Annotated in this window: 15 protein-coding genes; 9 read left to right on the plus strand and 6 right to left on the minus strand. The window is 72.9% G+C overall.

Translation table 11 applies throughout. From position 1 onward, the window contains the following. Window positions 1-67: 67 nt before the first annotated feature. Window positions 68-535: a PaaI family thioesterase gene (locus tag I5Q34_RS19005; protein WP_199893525.1), complete on the minus strand. Its 468-nt coding sequence runs from the start codon at window positions 533-535 to the stop codon at window positions 68-70. A gap of 50 nt (window positions 536-585) precedes the next feature. Further along, window positions 586-2,892, minus strand: coding sequence for an FdhF/YdeP family oxidoreductase (locus I5Q34_RS19010; RefSeq protein ID WP_199893526.1), 2,307 nt, complete (start codon window positions 2,890-2,892; stop codon window positions 586-588). 266 nt (window positions 2,893-3,158) lie between these two features. Between I5Q34_RS19010 and polA the strand changes: the two genes are divergently transcribed. Beyond that, a complete protein-coding gene (gene polA / locus I5Q34_RS19015) occupies window positions 3,159-6,002 on the plus strand; it encodes a DNA polymerase I (RefSeq protein WP_199893527.1) in 2,844 nt (947 codons plus the stop codon). A gap of 210 nt (window positions 6,003-6,212) precedes the next feature. Continuing rightward, a complete protein-coding gene (locus I5Q34_RS19020) occupies window positions 6,213-6,419 on the plus strand; it encodes a hypothetical protein (RefSeq protein WP_199893528.1) in 207 nt (68 codons plus the stop codon). A gap of 12 nt (window positions 6,420-6,431) precedes the next feature. Here the strand turns inward: I5Q34_RS19020 and hrpB are convergent, their stop codons facing one another. Together hrpB and I5Q34_RS19030 are read right to left on the minus strand one after the other, a co-directional pair. Continuing rightward, entirely contained in the window at window positions 6,432-8,972 is a 2,541-nt protein-coding gene (gene hrpB, locus I5Q34_RS19025) for an ATP-dependent helicase HrpB (RefSeq protein WP_199893529.1), read from the minus strand. Between the two features lie 193 nt (window positions 8,973-9,165). After that, window positions 9,166-9,981: a class I SAM-dependent methyltransferase gene (locus I5Q34_RS19030; protein ID WP_199893530.1), complete on the minus strand. Its 816-nt coding sequence runs from the start codon at window positions 9,979-9,981 to the stop codon at window positions 9,166-9,168. Between the two features lie 385 nt (window positions 9,982-10,366). Between I5Q34_RS19030 and rpsA the strand changes: the two genes are divergently transcribed. The 4 genes from rpsA (at window position 10,367) to I5Q34_RS19050 (ending at window position 14,040) form a co-directional block, all read left to right on the plus strand. Continuing rightward, complete coding sequence (gene rpsA / locus I5Q34_RS19035) at window positions 10,367-11,863, plus strand: 30S ribosomal protein S1 (protein WP_199893531.1); 1,497 nt, start codon at window positions 10,367-10,369, stop codon at window positions 11,861-11,863. 146 nt (window positions 11,864-12,009) lie between these two features. Then, a complete protein-coding gene (locus I5Q34_RS19040) occupies window positions 12,010-12,954 on the plus strand; it encodes a PAC2 family protein (RefSeq protein WP_199893532.1) in 945 nt (314 codons plus the stop codon). Between the two features lie 25 nt (window positions 12,955-12,979). Then, on the plus strand, window positions 12,980-13,588 hold the full coding sequence (gene coaE / locus I5Q34_RS19045) for a dephospho-CoA kinase (protein ID WP_199893533.1): 609 nt from the start codon (window positions 12,980-12,982) through the stop codon (window positions 13,586-13,588). Between the two features lie 50 nt (window positions 13,589-13,638). Continuing rightward, window positions 13,639-14,040 (plus strand): M48 family metallopeptidase, encoded by a 402-nt coding sequence (locus tag I5Q34_RS19050; protein ID WP_199893534.1) that lies wholly within the window; start codon window positions 13,639-13,641, stop codon window positions 14,038-14,040. Between the two features lie 46 nt (window positions 14,041-14,086). Here I5Q34_RS19050 and I5Q34_RS19055 read toward each other — a convergent pair whose 3' ends face one another. Both I5Q34_RS19055 and I5Q34_RS19060 read right to left on the minus strand, forming a co-directional pair. Further along, window positions 14,087-14,362, minus strand: coding sequence for a DUF6343 family protein (locus I5Q34_RS19055; RefSeq protein WP_277965347.1), 276 nt, complete (start codon window positions 14,360-14,362; stop codon window positions 14,087-14,089). A 53-nt stretch (window positions 14,363-14,415) separates the two neighbouring features. Then, window positions 14,416-15,381: a glycerophosphodiester phosphodiesterase family protein gene (locus I5Q34_RS19060; RefSeq protein WP_199893535.1), complete on the minus strand. Its 966-nt coding sequence runs from the start codon at window positions 15,379-15,381 to the stop codon at window positions 14,416-14,418. Between the two features lie 227 nt (window positions 15,382-15,608). Between I5Q34_RS19060 and uvrB the strand changes: the two genes are divergently transcribed. The 3 genes from uvrB to I5Q34_RS34815 all read left to right on the plus strand — a co-directional run. Further along, window positions 15,609-17,726, plus strand: a complete 2,118-nt coding sequence (gene uvrB / locus I5Q34_RS19065) for an excinuclease ABC subunit UvrB (RefSeq protein WP_234429142.1) — start codon at window positions 15,609-15,611, stop codon at window positions 17,724-17,726. A gap of 236 nt (window positions 17,727-17,962) precedes the next feature. After that, on the plus strand, window positions 17,963-18,541 hold the full coding sequence (locus tag I5Q34_RS19070) for a TerD family protein (protein ID WP_199893536.1): 579 nt from the start codon (window positions 17,963-17,965) through the stop codon (window positions 18,539-18,541). Window positions 18,542-18,654: 113 nt separating this feature from the next. Beyond that, a partial coding sequence (locus tag I5Q34_RS34815) for a TerD family protein (protein ID WP_234429144.1) occupies window positions 18,655-19,315 on the plus strand: 661 nt, incomplete at its 3' end.

Here is a 19,315-nt window from a genome sequence, read left to right on the forward strand (position 1 = left end):
ACCGGCCGCGGGGGTTCCGCGGCCGGTGTGCGGCGAAGGGCAACTCATCTTCCATGAGCGGGAGTTGTCAGGAGGCGGGGCGCTCCGCGTCACGGATGGCGCAGGTGAGGCGGGCGGTGCAGACGCGCCTGTCCTGCTCGTCGGTGATGACGATTTCGTAGGTGGCGCTGGTGCGGCCGCGGTGCGCGGGGGTGGCGGTGCCGGTGACGAGGCCGGAGCGGGCGCCGCGGTGGTGGGTGCAGTTGAGGTCCACGCCCACGGCGATGCGGGTGGGGCCGCCGTGCAGCATGGCGCCGACGGAGCCGAGGGTCTCGGCGAGCACGGCCGAGGCGCCCCCGTGCAGCAGCCCGTAGGGCTGGGTGTTGCCCTCGACGGGCAGGGTGCCGACGACGCGCTCGGGCGACGCCTCCAGGACGGTGACGCCCATGCGCGCGCCGAGCCGTCCCGCCGAGAAGAGGGTGGGGAGGTCGAGGCCGCTGCCGGCCCACGCGTCGATGATCTCCGGTGTGAAGACGGTGCTGCTCTGCTCGCCCATGGTGGCTCGGCTCCCCTGGTGCTCGGCGGTTCTGTCGTGAACGTTTGTTATCAGGAGGCTCCGCCGGGGAGTGCGCCGGGGGCCGCGGTGGCCTCCAGGCGGACGATCACGGACTTGCTCGCGGGCGTGTTGCTCGCGTCGGCGGTGTGGTCGAGCGGGACCAGGACGTTGGTCTCGGGGTAGTAGGCGGCGGCGCAGCCGCGGGCGGTGGGGTAGTGGACGACGCGGAAGCCGGGCGCGCGGCGCTCGGTGCCGTCCGTCCACTCGCTGACCAGGTCGGCGTACGAGCCGTCGGCGAGCTGGAGTTCGCGGGCGTCGTCGGGGTGGATCATGACGACCCGGCGGCCGTTCTTGATGCCGCGGTAGCGGTCGTCGAGGCCGTAGATGGTGGTGTTGTACTGGTCGTGGGAGCGGAGTGTCTGCAGGAGCAGGCGGCCGTGCGGGGCTTCGGGGAACTCCACGGGTGAGGCGGTGAAGTTGGCCTTGCCGGTGGTGGTGGGGAAGCTGCGGGAGTCGCGGGGCGCGTGGGGCAGGGTGAAGCCGCCGGGGCGCTCGACGCGGGCGTTGAAGTCCTCGAAGCCGGGGATGACGCGGGCGATGCGGCCGCGGATCAAGGCGTAGTCGGCCTCGAACTCCTCCCACGGCGTGCCGCTGGACGCGCCCAGGACGCGGCGGGCCAGCCGGCAGACGATGGCGGGCTCCGAGAGCAGTTGCGCACTGGCCGGTGCCAGGCGGCCGCGCGAGGCGTGGACCATGCCCATCGAGTCCTCGACGGTGACGAACTGGTCGCCGCCGCGCTGCCGGTCGCGCTCGGTGCGGCCCAGGGTGGGCAGGATCAGCGCCCGCGCTCCGGTGATCACGTGGGAGCGGTTGAGCTTGGTGGAGACGTGGACGGTGAGCCGGGCGCGGCGGACGGCGGCCTCGGTGACGTCCGTGTCGGGAGTGGCGGAGACGAAGTTGCCGCCCATGGCGAAGAAGACCTTGGCCTGCCCGTCGCGCAGGGCCCGGATGGCGCGGACGACGTCGAGGCCGTGGTGGCGCGGCGGGGCGAAGCCGAACTCCCGCTCCAGGGCGTCGAGGAAGGCCGGCGCGGGGCGCTCGAAGATGCCCATGGTGCGGTCGCCCTGGACGTTGCTGTGGCCGCGGACGGGGCAGACGCCGGCGCCGGGGCGGCCGATGTCGCCGCGCAGCAGGAGGAAGTTGACGACTTCCTTGATGGTGACGACGGCGTGCTTGTGCTGGGTGAGGCCCATGGCCCAGCAGACCACCGTGCGCCGGGAGGCCAGCACCATCTCCAGGGCCCGCTCGATCTCGGCGCGGGTCAGGCCGGTGGCGCGCAGGGTCTCGTCCCAGTCGGCGGTGCGGGCGAGGGCGGCGAACTCTTCGAAGCCGTGGGTGTGTTCGCCGACGAAGGCGGTGTCGGTGGCGCCCTCGGTCTCCAGGATCAGCCTGCCCAGCATCCGGAAGAGGGCGTGGTCGCCGCCGAGCCGGATCTGCAGGAAGAGGTCGGTGAGGGCGACGCCGCCGCCGGCCAGGCCGCGGGGGGTCTGCGGGTTCTTGAACCGCTCCAGGCCGGCCTCGGGCAGTGGGTTCACCGTGATGATCTTCGTGCCGCCGCGCTTGGCCCGCTCCAGGGCGTTGAGCATCCGCGGGTGGTTGGTGCCGGGGTTCTGCCCGGCGACGATGATCAGGTCGGCCTTGTGGAGGTCCTCCAGCAGGACGCTGCCCTTGCCCACGCCCAGGGTGTCGGTGAGGGCGGAGCCGGACGACTCGTGGCACATGTTGGAGCAGTCCGGCAGGTTGTTGGTGCCGAACTCGCGGGCGAAGAGCTGGTAGAGGAAGGCGGCCTCGTTGCTGGTGCGGCCGGAGGTGTAGAAGACGGCCTCGTCGGGCGACTCCAGGCCGTGCAGCTCCTCGGCGATGATGTCGAAGGCCCGCTCCCAGGAGACCGGTTCGTAGTGGTCGGCGCCCTCGGGCAGGTACATGGGGCGGGTGAGCCGACCCTGCTGGCCGAGCCAGTAGCCGCTGCGGCCGAAGAGGTCGGAGACCGGGTGGGCGGCGAAGAACTCCTCCGTCACGCGGCGCAGGGTGGCTTCCTCGGCGACGGCCTTGGCGCCGTTCTCGCAGAACTCCGCCGTGTGCCGCTCGTCGCCCTCGGGCCAGGCGCAGCCCGGGCAGTCGAAGCCGTCCTTCTGGTTGACCCGGAGCAGGGTGAGCGCGGTGCGGCGCAGGCCCATCTGCTGCTGGGCGGTGCGCAGCGTGTGGGCGACGGCGGGGATGCCCGCTGCGGAGTGCTTGGGCGCGGTGACGTCGGGCGCGTCCTGGACGGGATCACCGGTGGGTGGTTTGCCTGCCATCTCTCTCCCTTTCGCCTGCGGAACCCGCGAAGTGGCGTACTCCGTTGTACCCCTGCCCTCGGACAGTGGTCAGGGCTCGGCCGCCGTGAGGCTCTGCGGAGCCGAGTGAGAAGCCGCCCGCTCGCGGGGTGGAGGAGTCACCTCGTTCCCCTCGGGAGAGAACGGCCGGGCCGCGGTTTCCTGTGGTCCTGATCATGTCACGGGCCACTGACGGCCTCACCACGGTGTGGCGGGGATTGTCAGTGGGTCGTGGCAGGATCGGGGGCGTGGCAGCAAAGGCATCGAAAACACCGTCCGACACCAGTGAGCCGACCGGCACCGAAGCAGTGGAGGGAGGCCGGCCCCGCCTGCTCCTGATGGACGGGCACTCCATGGCGTACCGGGCGTTCTTCGCGCTGCCCGCGGAGAACTTCACGACGTCGGACGGGCAGCCGACCAACGCGGTTTACGGCTTCGCGTCGATGCTCGCGAACACCCTGCGTGACGAGCGGCCCACGCACTTCGCGGTGGCCTTCGACGTCTCGCGCAAGACGTGGCGCTCCGAGGAGTTCACCGAGTACAAGGCGAACCGCTCCAAGACGCCCGACGAGTTCAAGGGCCAGGTCGAGCTGATCGGCGAGATGCTCGACCACATGCGGGTGCCGCGCTTCGCGGTCGACGGCTTCGAGGCCGACGACGTGATCGCCACGCTGGCGACCCAGGCGGAGGCCAGCGGTTTCGAGGTGGCGATCGTCACCGGTGACCGCGACTCCTTCCAGCTGGTCAGCGACGCCGTCACGGTGCTGTACCCGACCAAGGGCGTCTCGGAGCTGACGCGCTTCACGCCCGGGAAGGTCATGGAGAAGTACGGCCTGTCCCCGGCCCAGTACCCGGACTTCGCGGCCCTGCGCGGCGACCCGTCCGACAACCTGCCGGGCATCCCGGGCGTCGGCGAGAAGACCGCCACGAAGTGGATCAACCAGTTCGGTTCGTTCGCCGAGCTGGTGGAGCGGGCCGACGAGGTCAAGGGCAAGGCCGGGCAGAATCTGCGCGACCACCTGGAGGCGGTCAAGCTCAACCGCCGCCTGACGGAGATGGTGCGCGACGTCGAGCTGTCCACCGGCCCGGAGGGGCTGGTGCGCGAGGCGTACGACCTGTCCGCGCTGGGCACCCTGCTGGACCGGCTGGAGATCCGCAACCGCAGCCTGCGCGAGCGGCTGTGGGGCACGGACCCGGCGGCGGCCGTCGAGGAGGCGGCCGAGGAGCTGGAGGTCGAGCTCGACGGACGCATGCTGGGCGCGGACGAGCTGGCTGGCTGGCTGGCGGCCATCCCGGCGGACGTGCCCGCCGCCGTCGCGGCCGGCTACGACTGGAAGCTGGGCAGCGGCGACGTCCACGAGGTGGCGCTCGCCCTGCCGGACGGGCGGGCCTGCTGGTTCGAGCCGCAGGAGCTGTCCGAGGCGGACGACAAGGCGTTCGCCGCCTGGCTGGCCGACGCCGCCCGGCCCAAGGTGCTGCACATGGGCAAGCGCGTGGTGCGTGTCTTCGCCGAGCGCGGCTGGGCCGTCGCGGGCGTCACGATGGACACCGCGGTCGCCGCCTACCTCGACGAGCCCGGCGCCCGCCCCTTCGAGACGGATCCGCTCAACCGCCACCGCCAGAAGCGCGCCGGCAAGGTCCGCTTCAACAAGGGCAAGCGCCAGCTCACCGAGCTGGAGGTGCTCGTCGAGGACAAGCTCGGCCGCACCCTGCCCCGCGTCGACCCGGACAAGGCCGAGGCGGGCCAGCAGTCCTTCGACTTCGACGGCGAGGGCGACAAGGAGGCCGCCGAGAAGCTCATGGTCGAGGCCCGCGGCGTCCTCGACCTCGGCGAGTTCTACGAGCGCAAGCTCGCCGGGACGGGCGCCCTGGAGCTCATGCGCGACCTGGAGTTCCCCGTCGGCGACCTGCTGGTGGCCATGGAGCGCGAGGGCATCGCCGTGGACCGGGCCCGCCTGGAGCGGCTGTCCGAGGAGTACCTGGGCGAGATCGAGCAGGCCGTCGCCGAGGCCCACCGGGCCGTCGGCCGGGAGTTCAACCTCTCCTCGCCCAAGCAGCTCCAGGAGATCCTCTTCGAGGAGCTCGGCCTGCCGAGGACCAAGAAGATCAAGACCGGTTACACCACCGACGCCGACGCGCTCGCCTGGCTCGCCGGCCAGACGGACAACGAGCTCCCGGTCGTCCTGCTGCGCCACCGCGACCGCGCCAAGCTCCGCACCACGGTCGACGGCCTGATCAACAACGTCGCGGCGGACGGCCGGATCCACACCACCTTCAACCAGATGGTGGCCGCCACCGGCCGGCTCTCCTCCACCGACCCGAACCTGCAGAACATCCCGGTGCGCACCGCCGACGGCAGCCGCATCCGCCGGTGCTTCGTGGTCGGCGAGGGCTTCGAGTCGCTGATGACCGCCGACTACAGCCAGATCGAGCTGCGCGTCATGGCCCACCTGTCCGAGGACGAGGGCCTGATCGAGGCGTTCGCCTCCGGCGAGGACCTGCACACCACCGTCGCCTCCCAGGTCTTCGGCGTGGCCAAGGCCGACGTGGACGCCGAGATGCGCCGCAAGATCAAGGCGATGTCGTACGGCCTGGCCTACGGGCTGTCGGCCTTCGGCCTCTCCCAGCAGCTGGGCATCTCCCCGGGCGAGGCCGGCGGCCTGATGGACACCTACTTCGAGCGCTTCGGCGGCGTCCGCGACTACCTGCGCCGCGTCGTCGAGGAGGCCCGCGCCACCGGCTACACCGAGACGATGCTCGGCCGCCGCCGCTACCTGCCGGACCTCAACAGCGACAACCGCCAGCGCCGGGAGATGGCCGAGCGCATGGCGCTCAACGCCCCGATCCAGGGCACCGCCGCCGACATCGTCAAGATCGCGATGCTGCGGGTCGCCGAGGCGCTGGAGAAGGAGAAGCTCGCCACCCGGATGCTGCTCCAGGTGCACGACGAAGTCGTGCTGGAGGTCGCCCCCGGCGAGCGGGAGCGGGTCGAGGAGCTGGTGCGCCGCGAGATGGCCGGGGCCGTCAGCCTGCGCGCCCCGCTGGACGTCTCCGTCGGCGTCGGCGCCGACTGGGAGTCCGCCGCGCACTGATCCGGATGTGATCCGGACGGCCGTGCCGCCCCGCCCCCGCCCCGGGGGAGGGGCGGCACGGCCGTTTCCGCAGGCGATCGTCGGGCGAGATCCTTGTCCGAGATCGTCGGACGAGATCGTTGTGCGAACGCCTCCCCGATGTCACACGATGGAGGGAATCCCTCGGACGGCCCCCCGGGGAGGGGGACCGCGGAGCAGAGGAGGCTCGCCGTGAAGAAGGAGAGTCCCGAGGACGGATCCAAGGAGCGGTCCACCGCGTCCAGGCCGAGCCGGCTGTACACCGGCGCGGAGCGGCCCTTCGACCCGGAGGACCTCGTCCTGGCATCGGGCCACGACATCACCCCGGAGCGGGTCGAGGCGGCCAGGCGGCACATCGAGGAGAAGGGGGCGGCGGCACTCGAGCGGTACCTGCCCTGACCCCGGGTTCCCCTACCGGCGGCGGGTGTTGGTGCGCCGCGTGGCCTCGGCCGTCGTCGGGTCCTCCGGCCACGGGTGGCGTGGGTAGCGCCCGCGCAGCTCGGCCCGTACGGCCCGGTAGCCGTCCCGCCAGAAGGACGCCAGGTCCGCCGTGACGGCCGCCGGCCGCCCGGCCGGTGACAGCAGGTGCACAAGGACGGGCACCCGCCCGCCCGCGACCAGCGGCGTGTGCCGCAGGCCGAAGAGCTCCTGGAGCTTGACGGCCAGGACGGGCTGCCCGTCGCCGTAGTCCACCCGGATCCGCGAGCCGCTGGGCACCTCGATCCGTTCGGGCGCCAGCTCGCCCAGCCGGGCGGCGTCGCCGCTCGCCCAGGGCAGCAGGCGCTCCAGGCAGGCGCGCGCGTCCGCACGCTCCAGGCCGGCGCGCCCGCGCGCCCGGTCCAGCTCCGGGCCCAGCCACTCCTCCGCCCGGGCCAGCAGCGCCGCGTCCGAGACGTCCGGCCAGGGATCGCCCAGTTCGCGCCGGAGGAACGCCAGCCGCTGCCGCAGCCCCGTCGCCTCCGCGCTCCAGCGCAGCAGCTCCGGGCCCTCCGCAGCCAGCCCCTCCAGGAGCGCCGCCCGCAGCCGGGTGCGGTCCGGGGCCGCCAGCCGGGCCGAGGACAGCTCGACGGCGCCCAGCCGGGCCACCCGGCGGGCCACCACGTCGCGGCGCTCCGCGGACCAGCGCACCTCCTCGCCTTCGGTCAGCAGCGCCCCCGCCGTCGCCCGGGCGGTCTCCTCGTCGATCACCGCACCCAGCCGCACCCGGGCCGACGCGGCAGCGACCGGCCGGTCTGCGACGGCCACCGCGAGCCAGGGCATGCCGCGCAGGCGCGAGCCGTCGCCCAGCTCCGCGCCCGTTCCCGACACCATCAGGTACGCGCTCCCGCCGCGGGAACACGCGATCCGTTCGGGAAACGCCAGCGCCGCCACCAGGCCCGCGGCGGCGTCGTCCGTCAGCGGCGCGTCACCGGGGTGCGGGCCGTCCTCCGCGACGCCCCGCAGCGCGCCCTCCAGCCGGCGGGCCTCCGCCCGCCAGCGCGCGCCGTACGCGTCCGCGCCCCGGCGCGCGGCCCGCCAGGCCCCGGCCAGGTCGTCGCCGTACTCCCGGGGCGGTTCCTCGCTCAGCAGCGCCACGACCTCGGCCGCGCGCCGCGCGCCCAGCCGGGGGGCGCCGTCCAGCAGGGCCCGCGCGAGGCGGGGGTGCACACCCAGCCGGGCCATCCGGCGGCCCCGCTCCGTGGGGCGGCCCGCCTCGTCCACGGCGCCCGTGGCGGTCAGCGCGGCGCGCGCGGCGGCCATCGCGCCGGCCGGCGGGGGATCGAGCAGCGCCAGCCCGCCCGCGTCGGGGTCGCCCCAGCAGGCCGCCTGCAGCGCGAACGCCGTCAGGTCCGCGACCGTGATCTCCGCGGCCGGGAACGCCGGCAGCCGCGCCTCGTCCCCCTCCGCCCAGCACCGGTACACCGTCCCCGGGGCCTCGCGGCCCGCGCGCCCCGCCCGCTGCCGCCCGGCGGCCCGGGACGCACGCACCGTCGTGAGCGCGCTCAGCCCCCGGGCGTGGTCCGTGCGCGGCTCCCGCGCCAGCCCCGCGTCCACGACGACGCGGACGCCCGGGACGGTCAGGCTCGACTCCGCCACGGCCGTGGCCAGCACCACCCGGCGGGTGCCCGGCGCGCCGCCCGCGAGCACCGCCTCCTGGACAGCTGCCGGGGCCCGGCCGTGCACCTGGAGCACCTCGGCCCCCAGCCGTTCCGGCGAGCCCAGCGCCCCGGCCACCCTGCCGATCTCGCCGACGCCCGGCAGGAAGCACAGCACGTCGCCCTCGCGCTCGTGCAGGGCCCGCCGCACCACGGCCGCCACGTGGTCCAGCAGTACGGGGTCCACCCGCAGGCCGTGCGGCGGCCGCACCGCGCGCGGCGGAGGCGCCCACACGACCTCCACCGGGTGCGCCGTGCTGTGTGCCGTCACCACCGGGGCTCCGCCCAGCAGCCGGGCCCAGCCTTCGGCGTCGGTCGTGGCCGACGCGGCGACCAGCCGCAGGCCGGGGCGCAGGGCGGCCCGGACGTCGAGGAGGAAGGCGGCGGCGGTGTCCGCGTCCAGGTGCCGCTCGTGGCACTCGTCGAGCACGACGACGTCGACGCCGGCCAGCTCCGGATCGCGCTGGAGGCGCTGGAGCAGGACGCCGGTGGTGACCACCTCGACGACGGTCCGGGGGCCGGCCTTCCGCTCGCCGCGCACGGTGAAGCCGACGCGGCCGCCCGGCTCCTCGCCGAGCAGCCAGGCCATGCGGCGGGCGGCTGCCCGGGCGGCGATGCGGCGGGGTTCGGCGACGAGGACGCGGCGGACCGGGTCGCCGCCCGTCAGCCCCGCCAGGACCAGAGGGACCAGGGTGGTCTTGCCCGTGCCGGGCGGGGCGCAGAGCACGGCGGTGCCGTGCTCGTCCAGGGCGGTGGTGAGGGCGGGGAGGGCGGTGCGGACGGGGAGGTGGGCGGTGGCGTCGTCGGTGCGGGTCACGGGGACAGTGTCGCCGAGGGCGGAAGATGCCCCGGTCCCGCCCTTTCACCGTTTCCCCGGGGCTCCGCCCCGGACCCGGGCGCGGCCCCGCCGCGCGGGAGCGGGGGCTCCGCCCCCTGCGGCCCCCTCCCGGGGCTTCGCCCCTGGCCCCCGCAACCGCGCTCCGTGCGGTTGTCCTCAAACGCCGGACGGGCTATCCGTCCCGCTCGCACACGAAGATCGCCGTCCCGGGGATCAGATGCCCGCGCAGGGGGGACCAGCCGCCCCACTCCTGCGTGTTCCAGTCCGGCCACTCCGGCTCGACCAGGTCGAGCAGGCGGAACCCGCCCGCCACCACGTCCCGCACCCGGTCGCCGATCGTCCGGTGGTGCTCGACGTAGACGGCACGGCCCGTCTCGTCCTGCTCCACGTACGGGGTGCGGTCGAAGTAGGAGGCCGCCACGGACAGGCCCTCCGGGCCCGGCTCGTCGGGGAAGGCCCAGCGGAGGGGGTGGGTGACGGAGAAGACCCAGCGGCCGCCGGGCCGCAGAACCCGGTGCACCTCGCGCATCACCCGCACCGGATCGGCGACGAAGGGAATCGCGCCGTACGCCGAGCAGGCCAGGTCGAAGGAGCCGGCCGCGAACGGCAGCGCCCCCGCGTCCGCCTCGACCAGCGGGACGTCCCCGCCGATCCGCAGCGCGTGCTGGAGCTGCCGGTGCGAGAGGTCCAGGGCCACCGGCCGGGCGCCCTGGGCGGCCAGCCAGCGCGAGCACTGGGCCGCGCCGGCGCCGATCTCCAGCACGTCGCGCCCCGCGAGGGAGCCCGCCGGGCCCAGCAGCCGGGCCTCGGCCTCGTCGAGCCCCTCCGGGCCCCACACGAAGCGGTCGTCGCCCAGGAACGCGCCGTGTTCGTCCTGGTACTCGTCGGCGTTGCGGTCCCACCAGCCGCGGCTGGCCCGGCTGCTCTCCGCGTCGCCGGTGGTCCGCCGGACCGCCTCGGGTTCGTACTCTTGGATTTCTGGCGTCATCTGGGTGGTCGCGATCCCGGTTCGGCTTGGCGGGTGGGTAGAGTGTCCGGCCGTCGACAGGCTGCCGAGAGGTCTTCGAGAGACTTTTCCCGCCTCCTGCAAGGTGAGTTGCGCCGGATTCGGGGAGTTTTGTCCCTGCTGTGCGCCTTCGCGCATTGACCGTGTCCGGCCGTCCCCGTATGCTACAAGTTGCGCTGCGGGCCTGCGCGCCTCGGACCGAGCAGGCCGCTTTCGCACTTGTTGTATGTCCCCTCGGTTGTCGAGGCGCTTCCGGAGCGATCCGGAAAGTGCGCCTCCAAGGCTGTCCGGCTTCGGCGGTGCGATATACGGGCTCTCGGCGTAGCAGTACCTACGACTCAATGTCCGTACCGGAGCCCTTTCCCACATGACGAGCAGCACCGAGACCACCGCCACCACCCCGCAGGTTGCGGTCAACGACATCGGTAACGAGGAAGCCTTCCTCGCCGCGATCGACGAGACGATCAAGTACTTCAACGACGGCGACATCGTCGACGGCGTCATCGTGAAGGTCGACCGGGACGAGGTCCTGCTCGACATCGGTTACAAGACCGAGGGTGTCATCCCCTCCCGCGAGCTCTCGATCAAGCACGACGTCGACCCCAACGAGGTCGTCTCCGTCGGTGACCAGGTCGAGGCCCTCGTTCTCCAGAAGGAGGACAAGGAAGGCCGCCTGATCCTGTCCAAGAAGCGCGCTCAGTACGAGCGTGCCTGGGGCACGATCGAGAAGATCAAGGAAGAGGACGGCATCGTCACCGGTACCGTCATCGAGGTCGTCAAGGGTGGTCTCATCCTCGACATCGGCCTCCGCGGCTTCCTCCCGGCCTCCCTGGTCGAGATGCGCCGTGTCCGCGACCTCCAGCCCTACGTGGGCAAGGAGCTCGAGGCGAAGATCATCGAGCTGGACAAGAACCGCAACAACGTGGTCCTGTCCCGCCGTGCCTGGCTCGAGCAGACCCAGTCCGAGGTCCGCCAGACGTTCCTCACCACCCTCCAGAAGGGTCAGGTCCGCTCCGGCGTCGTCTCCTCGATCGTCAACTTCGGTGCCTTCGTGGACCTGGGTGGCGTCGACGGTCTGGTCCACGTTTCCGAGCTGTCCTGGAAGCACATCGACCACCCGTCCGAGGTCGTCGAGGTCGGCCAGGAGGTCACGGTCGAGGTCCTGGACGTCGACATGGACCGCGAGCGCGTCTCCCTGTCGCTCAAGGCGACCCAGGAAGACCCGTGGCAGCAGTTCGCCCGGACCCACCAGATCGGTCAGGTCGTCCCGGGTAAGGTCACCAAGCTGGTGCCGTTCGGTGCGTTCGTCCGCGTGGACGAGGGCATCGAGGGCCTGGTCCACATCTCCGAGCTGGCCGAGCGCCACGTGGAGATCCCGGAGCAGGTCGTCCAGGTCAACGACGAGATCTTCGTCAAGGTCATCGACATCGACCTCGAGCGCCGTCGCATCAGCCTCTCGCTGAAGCAGGCCAACGAGTCCTTCGGTGCCGACCCGTCCGTGGTCGAGTTCGACCCGACCCTGTACGGCATGGCCGCGTCCTACGACGACCAGGGCAACTACATCTACCCCGAGGGCTTCGACCCCGAGGCCAACGACTGGCTGCCGGGCTACGAGAAGCAGCGCGAGGAGTGGGAGCGCCAGTACGCCGAGGCGCAGCAGCGCTTCGAGCAGCACCAGGCGCAGGTCATCAAGTCCCGCGAGGCGGACGCCGAGGCCGCCGCTGCCGGCGACCAGGCCGGCGCCGCGCAGGCCGCTCCGGCCGGTGGCTCGTACTCCTCCGAGTCGGCCGACACCTCCGGCGCCCTGGCGTCGGACGAGGCGCTGGCCGCCCTCCGCGAGAAGCTCGCCGGCGGCCAGAGCTGAGGCTCTGACCACCGCGGTCGACCGCTGACGAAAGGCCCGTTCCCCCTCGGGGGAGCGGGCCTTTCCGCGTCCCCGGGGCGGGAGCGGGAATGCTCCGGGCCGTCAAGAACGTTCCCCCTGACGGAACATGAGGAGGAACGGTCACCGTGATGGATCCGCAGGGTTTGTACGAATGGGAGCCCAAGGGGCTCGCCGTGGCCGACCTGGCCCTGGCCCAGGACAGCGCAGGGCTGGTCATGCTCTACCACTTCGACGGGTACATCGACGCCGGTGAGACGGGGGACCAGATCGTCGAGCGGCTCCTCGACGGGCTGCCGCACCAGGTCGTGGCCCGCTTCGACCACGACCGGCTGATCGACTACCGGGCGCGCCGCCCGGTCCTGACGTTCGAGCGCGACCACTGGAGCGCCTTCGAGGCCCCCCGGCTCGAACTGCGCCTGGTGCAGGACGCCACGGGGGCGCCGTTCCTCCTGCTGTCCGGCCCGGAGCCGGACGTGGAGTGGGAGCGCTTCGCCGCCGCCGTGCGCCAGATCGTGGAGCGGCTGGGAGTGCGTCTTTCGGTCAACTTCAACGGCATCCCCATGGGCGTTCCGCACACCCGGCCGGTCGGCCTGACGGCGCACGGCAACCGCCTGGACCTGGTGCCGGGCCAGCGCGGCTACTTCGACGAGGCCCAGGTGCCCGGCAGCGCCGAGGCGCTCATCGAGTTCCGGCTCGCCGAGGCGGGCCACGACGTGCTCGGTGTCACCGGCCACGTGCCGCACTACGTGGCGCGCTCCTCGTACCCCGACGCCGCGCTGACCGTCCTGGAGGCGGTCACCTCCGCCACCGGCCTGGTCCTGCCCGACACCGCGCACGCGCTGCGCAACCGGGCGCTACGGACGCAGGAGGAGATCGAGCGGCAGATCGGCGAGGGGGACGAGGAGCTGGTGTCGCTGGTGCGCGGTCTGGAGCACCAGTACGACGCGGTGGCCGGTGCCGAGACCCGCGGCAACCTGGTCGCGGAGCCGGTCGAGCTGCCCTCGGCCGACGAACTGGGCGCCCAGTTCGAGCGGTTCCTCGCCGATCGCGAGGGCGACGGCGGCCGCTGAGGGGCGGACCGATAGCGTGGGGCCCATGTTGACGGTGGGCCTCACCGGCGGGATCGGAGCCGGCAAGAGCGAGGTGTCGCGGCTGCTCGCCGCGCACGGCGCGGTGATCATCGACTCCGACCGGATCGCGCGGGAGGTGGTCGAGCCGGGGACGCCCGGACTGGCGGCGGTCGTCGGCGAGTTCGGGCCCGGCGTCCTGGCGCCGGACGGCTCCCTGGACCGGCCCGCGCTGGGGGCGCTCGTCTTCGCCGACGAGGGACGGCTCGCCGCGCTCAACGCCATCGTGCACCCGCTGGTGCGGGCCCGCTCGGCCGAACTGCAGGCCGCCGCGGCGCCGGACGCGATCGTCGTCCACGACGTCCCGCTCCTCGCCGAGAACGGCCTCGCCCCCCTCTACGACGTGGTGCTGGTCGTGGACGCCGGCGAAGCGACCCGGCTCGACCGGCTGGTGCGCCTGCGGGGCATGGCGGAACAGGAGGCCCGCGCCCGGATGGCGGCGCAGGCGACGCGCGAGCAGCGGCTGGCCGTGGCCGATGTGGTGATCGCCAACGACGGCCCGGTCGAGGAGCTGGCGGCCCGCGTGGCCGAGGTCTGGGCCGGTCTGCGCGAGCGGGCGGCCGGGAACAGGACTTGACCCCGGGGCGTTCCCCGTCTCCCCGGCAGCCGCAGGGAAAGACCGCACTCGTGCCCGAGCCGACGCCCGAACCCCACGTCATCGACTTCCGGACGGCCGAACGGCTGCTGGACGCCCGCGACCCGCGCGGCGCGGTCAAGCTGCTCGACTCGGTGATCTCCTCCCACCCCGGGAACACCGCGGCCCGCCTGCTGCGGGCCCGCGCCTACTTCGCCTCCGCGCAACTGCGGCGTGCCGAGGGGGAGTTCCTGCACGTGCTGGAGCACGAGCCGGACAACGGCTTCGCCTTCCCCCACTGCCTGAACGGCGTGGGAGGTACCCCCATCGCCCTGGGTCGCACGCTGGTGCGCGCGGGCCGGGCGGGGGAGGCGCTGCGGCACTTCCGGCTCGCCGCCGCCCTCGACCCCCGGCCGGACTTCGTGGAGGCGGCCCGGTTCGGCGAGCGGGACTGAGGCGTACGAGGCACTGAGGCGTACGGGGGGCGTACGGGGGCGTATCTCATCGTCGCGGCCTGCGGTCGTCGACAGGGTCGTACGGGGGTACGTCCCGGCCCGGCTGCCAGTGCGGGCCCTGCCGGAGGTGCCGGATGATCAAGGTCAGGTCGACGACGGTCACCAGGGCGAGGACCGCGAAGGCCGCCGCCCACCCCGGGTGTCCCGAGGCGGCGAACAGCCAGGCCCCGCCGGCGGAGACGACCAGGCCGAACGAGGCCAGCCCGCACCGCAGGCGGAGCGGGCTGCGGGCGGTCATCGGCTCGTTGCCGGAACGCTGCACGGCGCACCACCTCCACCTCCCAGGGTCCACCCGGGAGGGGCTCCCGCGCAGGGTCAGCCGATGACGTCCGTCAGGGTCGGCGCCGTGTCCTCGGCCGCGTCCTCGGCGTCCTCCTCCAGTGCGTCGGCCTCCAGCGCGTCGGCGACGACGTGCGCCGCGTTGCTGATGATCGCGTCCACGCCGAGCCGGGCCAGGGCGACCGCCCGGCCGGGGTCGTCCACGGTCCAGGCCGAGACCTCGAGCCGCTTTCCGTGCGGGCCGGTGAGGCGGTGGACCGCGCGGACCCAGCCCGTGGTGACCTTGGTGTGGTCGGGGTTGATCTGGTCGGCGAAGGCCGCGTAGCCGGGCAGGTCGGCGGCGCGCGGGGCGCCCAGGAAGCCCGTCCGCACGTCCGGCCGCAGGCCGTGGAAGGTCTTCAGGGAAGGGGCGCTGAAGCTCTGGACCACCAGCCGCCCGCCGACGTGCCGCCGGTCGAGCCAGCCGGTGCGGCGCAGCGTGTCCACCACCTGCCGTTCGATGCCGGGGTAGAGCTCGGGCGCTTTGATCTCCAGCAGCAGCCGCTGATGGTTGTGGTCCACCCGGCGCAGATAGCGGTCGAGGGTCGGCACGCGCTCGCCGGCGAAGCGGCGGTCGTACCAGCTCCCGGCGTCCAGCTTCCTGATCTCGGCGAGGGTGAAGTCGGCGACCCGCCAGGGCGCCCGGTCCGGGTAGCGCTTCCTGACGTCGGTGGTCCGGGTCAGGGTGGTGTCGTGTATGACGACGAGGGCGCCGTCCTTGGTGCGCTGGACGTCGTTCTCCATCCAGTCGATGCCCAGGCGGGCGCCTCTGTCGATGGACGCGAGGGTGTTCTCGGGCGCCTGGACGGGCACCCCTCGGTGGCCGATGACGTACGGCACGTGCGGCCGTGCGGCGGAGGGGGTGGCCCCGGCTGGCGCGGTGGCCAGGCCCAGCGCGAGCGGGGCGGCCGCGGCCAGGGCGACGAGGGTACGGGTCAGGGTGGTGACGGGGCGGATGCGCATCGGGGCTCCTCGCGGCGTCCGGGTGCCGGGCGCGTGGCGGCCCGGCCCATGGCGTGGGGGTCCTGGGGCGTACGGCACAGTCGTACCGGAAACCGGGCCCGCGCGCAGGGGGCGAGGGGAAACCGACCCGGTCCGTTCGCCGGGCCCTCGCCCCCGGTTCACCGGGGAAACTCCAGGTGGGAGCTGCCCGAACCGTCTTTGTCAGTGGTAGGTCGTACGGTGGTCCCATGCGGCCCGTTTCCAAGATCGAACGCAAGGTGGCGCCCTTCGAGGTCGTCAGCCCCTTCCAGCCCAGCGGCGACCAGCCGGCGGCCATCGCCGAGCTGGAGAAGCGCATCCGCGCGGGGGAGAAGGACGTCGTGCTGCTCGGTGCGACCGGCACCGGCAAGTCGGCGACCACCGCGTGGATGATCGAGAAGCTCCAGCGGCCGACGCTCGTCATGGCGCCCAACAAGACCCTTGCGGCCCAGCTCGCCAACGAGTTCCGCGAGCTCCTGCCCAACAACGCCGTCGAGTACTTCGTCTCGTACTACGACTACTACCAGCCCGAGGCGTACGTCCCCCAGTCGGACACCTACATCGAGAAGGACTCCTCGATCAACGAGGAGGTGGAGCGGCTGCGCCACTCCGCCACCAACTCGCTGCTCACCCGGCGGGACGTCGTCGTGGTGGCCTCCGTGTCCTGCATCTACGGCCTCGGCACGCCGCAGGAGTACGTGGACCGCATGGTCCCCCTCAAGGTCGGCGAGGAGATCGACCGGGACGAGATGCTGCGCCGCTTCGTCGAGATCCAGTACACGCGCAACGACCTCTCGTTCACCCGCGGCACCTTCCGGGTCCGCGGCGACACCATCGAGATCTTCCCGGTCTACGAGGAACTGGCCGTCCGCATCGAGATGTTCGGCGACGAGATCGAGGCGCTGTCCACACTGCACCCGCTCACCGGCGAGGTCATCTCCGACGACCGGGAGCTGTACGTCTTCCCCGCCAGCCACTACGTCGCCGGCCCCGAGCGGATGGAGAAGGCCGTCACGGGGATCGAGGCCGAGCTGGAGCAGCGGCTGGCCCAACTGGAGAAGCAGGGCAAGCTGCTGGAGGCCCAGCGGCTGCGCATGCGCACCACCTACGACATCGAGATGATGCGCCAGATCGGCTCCTGCTCCGGCATCGAGAACTACTCGCTGCACATGGACGACCGCGAGCCCGGCTCCCCGCCCAACACCCTGCTCGACTTCTTCCCCGACGACTTCCTCCTCGTCATCGACGAGTCGCACGTCACCGTCCCGCAGATCGGCGCGATGTACGAGGGTGACGCCTCCCGCAAGCGGACCCTCGTCGAGCACGGCTTCCGGCTGCCGTCCGCGCTGGACAACCGCCCGCTGAAGTGGGAGGAGTTCACCGAGCGCATCGGGCAGACCGTCTATCTGTCCGCGACCCCCGGTCCGTACGAGCTGTCCCGTTCCGACGGGTTCGTGGAGCAGATCATCCGTCCCACCGGCTTGGTGGACCCGGAGGTCGTCGTCAAGCCGACCGAGGGCCAGATCGACGACCTGGTGCACGAGATCCGCCGGCGCACCGAGAAGGACGAGCGGGTCCTGGTCACCACCCTCACCAAGAAGATGGCCGAGGACCTCACGGACTACTTCCTGGAGCTCGGCATCCAGGTGCGCTACCTGCACAGCGACGTGGACACGCTGCGCCGCGTGGAGCTGCTGCGCGAGCTGCGCGCGGGCGAGTACGACGTCCTGGTGGGCATCAACCTGCTGCGCGAGGGCCTCGACCTGCCCGAGGTGTCCCTGGTGGCGATCCTCGACGCGGACAAGGAGGGCTTCCTCCGCTCGGGCACGTCCCTGATCCAGACCATCGGCCGCGCGGCGCGCAACGTCTCCGGCCAGGTCCATATGTACGCGGACAAGGTCACGCCCGCGATGGAGAAGGCCATCGACGAGACCAACCGGCGCCGCGAGAAGCAGGTCGCGTACAACACGGAGCGGGGCATCGACCCGCAGCCCCTGCGCAAGAAGATCGGTGACATCGTCGCCACGATCGCCCGCGAGGAGATCGACACCGAGGAACTGCTGGGCACGGGCTACCGCAAGACGGACAAGGGCAAGGGGAAGGCTCCCGTGCCCACCGCGGGCAAGGGCGGGAAGAAGGCGAAGGCCAAGGAGGTCGTCCCGACCGACCGTCCCGCGGCCGAACTCGCCGAGATGATCGAGGAGATGACGGACCGCATGCGGGCCGCCGCCGCAGAGCTCCAGTTCGAGGTGGCCGCGCGGCTGCGCGACGAGGTGGGCGAGCTCAAGAAGGAGTTGCGGCAGATGCGGGAGGTGGGGCTGGCCTGAGGGCTGTGGGGAGAAGGCTCTGACGGGGTCCTTGCCCAAGGGCGGGACCTTTGCCCAAGGGCGGGACCTTTGCTCAAGAGCGGGACCTTTGCTCAAGGATGACCGGGGGAGATGTTGCAAGACCGCCACAAACCGCACTCGGCCGGGCGGGCGGTCGTGCCAGTGCATAGGGTCGGTCCCGGATGCCGCGTGATCGCGCGGCACGGGGGAGAGCGACGAGCGAGAAGGGACCGCGCGTGAGCGTCAACTTGTCCAAGGGCCAGGGTGTCAGCCTGCAGAAGGCCGACGGGGGATCCTTGACCGCGGTGCGGATGGGGCTCGGCTGGAAGTCGGCCCCCCGCCGGGGACTGTTCCGGTCGCGCACCAAGGAGATCGACCTCGACGCCTCGGCCGTGATGTACGCCGACGGGCAGCCGATCGACGACGTCTGGTTCAACCACCTGGTCAGCAGCGACGGTTCGGTGCGGCACACCGGGGACAACCTGGTGGGCGGCGCCGGCACCGGCGGTGACGACGAGACGATCCTGGTCGACCTGGAGCGCGTGCCCGTGCACATCGACCAGATCGTCTTCACGGTCAACTCCTTCAGCGGGCAGACCTTCGCCGAGGTCTCCAACGCCTTCTGCCGGCTGATCGACGACACCACCGGCCAGGAGCTGGCCCGCTACACCCTCGACGGCGGCGGGCCCTACACGGCGCAGATCATGGCGAAGGTGCACCGGGTGGGCGCCGGCTGGCAGATGACCGCCATCGGCACCCCGTCCAACGGCCGGACCATCCAGGACCTCTACCCGGTGATCGCCACCGTCCTGTAGGCGGCGGCCCGGGGGGGCAGGAGCATCGACACGGGCCCGGCGGGGCGGCGTTCCCGCCGGGCCCGGGGCACAGCGGGCAGGGCAGCACGACAACAAGGGGGAGGGCACAGGCGATGACGGCCGAGCTGGTGCGGGGGCAGAACCACCCGCTGACCGCGAGCCGGTTGGAGATCAGGGTCTCGGTGAGCGACCCGGTGCTGGTGGCGGCGGCGCTCGGCGGCCCGGACGGCAGGGTGTCCGGCCCCAGCCATGTCGTCCACCCCGGAGCCCCGCACGCGCCCGGCGTGGCGGTGACCGGGTCGGCGGAGGCCGGGCAGGGGCTGAGCGTCGAGCTGGACGCCCTGCCGGAGACGGTGCACCGGGTCAGCGTGCTGCTCGCCCTGCCGCCCGGCGGCCGGGGGCCCGCCCGGTTCGGCGCCACGGCCGCGCCGTTCGTCGCGCTGGCCGGCGGCGCGGGGGAGGAGATCGCCGGCTTCACCGCCACCGGGCTGGACGCCGAGACGGCCCTGGTCGCCCTGGAGCTCTACCGCCGGCAGGGCGCCTGGCGGGTACGGGCCGTCGGCCAGGGCTACGCGGAGGGCCTCCCGGCGCTCTTCCGGGACCTGGGGCTCGACGCCCCCGCCGAGCTCGCGGCGGAGGCCGGTGCGGCCGCCGGAAGCCTCGCCGAGGACTTCGTCCTCGCCCCGCCGCAGTCCTCCCCGCGCCGCTCCGGGGGCGGCGGCCGGCACGCCGCGCCCGCCGCGCGGCCGGCCGCCCGCGCCCGGGGGCGGGGGG

It is taken from the genome of Streptomyces sp. AV19 (assembly GCF_015999245.1).
GTDB lineage: Bacteria > Actinomycetota > Actinomycetes > Streptomycetales > Streptomycetaceae > Streptomyces.